Here is a 1,906-nt window from a genome sequence, read left to right as displayed (position 1 = left end):
TAAGGTCACTGAAACAGTGCTTTTTGGATAGTTACCGACCGATAACATTGGCGAAGCTAACTTTACCCGAAAGGAGACTGAGGCAACCATACCTCATCGGAGGGGCAACCATACCCCTCCACCCCCGAAAGGGGTATGCTTCTTAAACCGCTATCGCGTGTTCATCCCCGGTCTAAAGACACGGGGTTTCCCACAACGAAGGAGTTTTTATGATTGTTGCATTACTCTATCTAGCTTTAGGTGGACTCTACCTCGTAGTCGTTCCTTTGGTCACGTACTTTTACCTAAAACAGCGCTGGTATGTAGCTAGCTCCTTTGAGCGTAGCTTTATGTACTTCCTCGTCTTCTTCTTCTTCCCTGGATTGTTACTGTTCAGCCCATTCCTGAACTTCCGCCCCAAGAAGCGTCAGATCCAAGCTTAATCTACAAAATGCGAAGAATTGATGCGATCGGAATTTCCATCGGCGTGTTTGCGGCTGGTGGTATTATGTATCTCCTGTTGCAGGTTGCTGGTTTAGACGAGATGAAAGCCGGGATTTGGAGTCAAGCACTCTTAGTCGGCGGTTTACTCGGCTGGGTATTCACCTATCTGTTCCGAGTGGGTACTCATAAGATGACCTATAACCAGCAACTGCAAGACTATAAGGATGCTGTCTTGCAAAAGCGCCTCGAACAGATGACCCCAGAAGAACTTGCCCAGTTACAAGCGGAATTGGAACAAGACTCTGAATCAATCAACCAATGACCAATGAGCAATGACCAAAATTTCCCAGTGCTTCGAGACTCTACGCCAGCGCTCTGAATGCGCCTTTATTCCCTTTATCACAGCAGGTGACCCGGATTTAGTCACCACGGCTCAAGCTTTGCGAGTCCTTGACAAATCGGGGGCAGACATGATAGAGCTAGGTGTGCCTTATTCCGATCCCCTGGCTGATGGTCCGACGATTCAAGCGGCGGCAACACGAGCATTGAAACGGGGGGTACGATTGGATGATGTTCTGGCGATCGCGCAGGAGGTTACCCCCGATCTAAAAGCGCCAATTATTCTATTTATGTATTACAACCCCATTCTCAACCGGGGGATTGAAGTCTTTTTAAAACAAATTGCCGCCGCAGGGATAGCCGGGTTAGTCGTGCCGGATTTACCCTTAGAGGAAGCGGAATCGCTGATCCAGCCTGCGACTGAAATTGGGATCGAAGTGGTTTTATTAGTCGCACCCACCAGTCCCAAAGCCAGAATTGACGCGATCTCGAAAAAATCTCAGGGCTTTATTTACCTCGTCAGCGTTACAGGCGTCACCGGGATGAGAAGCCAAGTTGCATCCAGTGTCCCAGATTTACTCGAGCAAATGCGGGCGGTAACGGACAAACCCATCGGAGTCGGTTTTGGCATCTCCCAACCCGAACAAGCGCGACAGGTGAAACAGTGGGGTGCAGATGCGGTAATTGTGGGTAGTGCTTTCGTGAAGCGTTTAGCCGAAGGAACACCTGCTGAAGGATTAAAAGCGATTGAGGAGTTTTGTCAATCCCTCAAGTCAGCGATTAGAGATTAGCCTTCTTTTTAGATTTTGCACCGTTGTTGAGCCTTTGGATTTTAGATCGAATTTCTAAGCGTGGCGTGATTTGCAGAAGGCTTATGAATTTCTCTTTGAAGTAAGTATGAAAGCTAGGTATTTAAGAGGATTAGAAAAATCCAATCGTACTGCTAGAGATCATTATTTTCACAACAAGAATATTGTCCAGAAGTGTTTTGATGAGCTAGAAGTAATTAAAAGCCGCCTTTCATAGTTTCCACTCAACGTATGGTTAACCTTCCCACTCAAACTGATCCCCCCCTTTCACCTCGGCAAACCTTACCCACGATGTATGATTTACCGAGTGACAACCCGGAGGAACCTGGATTGCC

General features: G+C 47.5%; 3 protein-coding genes and 1 pseudogene. All 4 read left to right on the top strand.

Translation table 11 applies throughout. From position 1 onward, the window contains the following. Nucleotides 1–209: 209 nt before the first annotated feature. On the top strand, nucleotides 210–422 hold the full coding sequence (ndhL, locus tag ACLGGO_RS35400) for an NAD(P)H-quinone oxidoreductase subunit L (RefSeq protein ID WP_446339716.1): 213 nt from the start codon (nucleotides 210–212) through the stop codon (nucleotides 420–422). An 8-nt stretch (nucleotides 423–430) separates the two neighbouring features. Further along, nucleotides 431–745 (top strand): DUF3007 family protein, encoded by a 315-nt coding sequence (locus ACLGGO_RS35395; protein ID WP_446339717.1) that lies wholly within the window; start codon nucleotides 431–433, stop codon nucleotides 743–745. A 10-nt stretch (nucleotides 746–755) separates the two neighbouring features. Next, nucleotides 756–1,553 carry a tryptophan synthase subunit alpha gene (gene trpA / locus ACLGGO_RS35390; protein WP_446422824.1) on the top strand — a complete coding sequence of 266 codons (798 nt, stop codon included), beginning with the start codon at nucleotides 756–758 and terminating at the stop codon, nucleotides 1,551–1,553. 249 nt (nucleotides 1,554–1,802) lie between these two features. Further along, a pseudogene (locus ACLGGO_RS35385) lies at nucleotides 1,803–1,906 on the top strand (Uma2 family endonuclease); the annotation flags it as partial.

It is taken from the genome of Coleofasciculus sp., assembly GCF_046565525.1.
Classification (GTDB): domain Bacteria; phylum Cyanobacteriota; class Cyanobacteriia; order Cyanobacteriales; family Coleofasciculaceae; genus Coleofasciculus.
The sequence above is the reverse complement of the archived record's forward strand: the minus strand, read 5'-3'. Positions and strand labels throughout refer to the sequence as shown.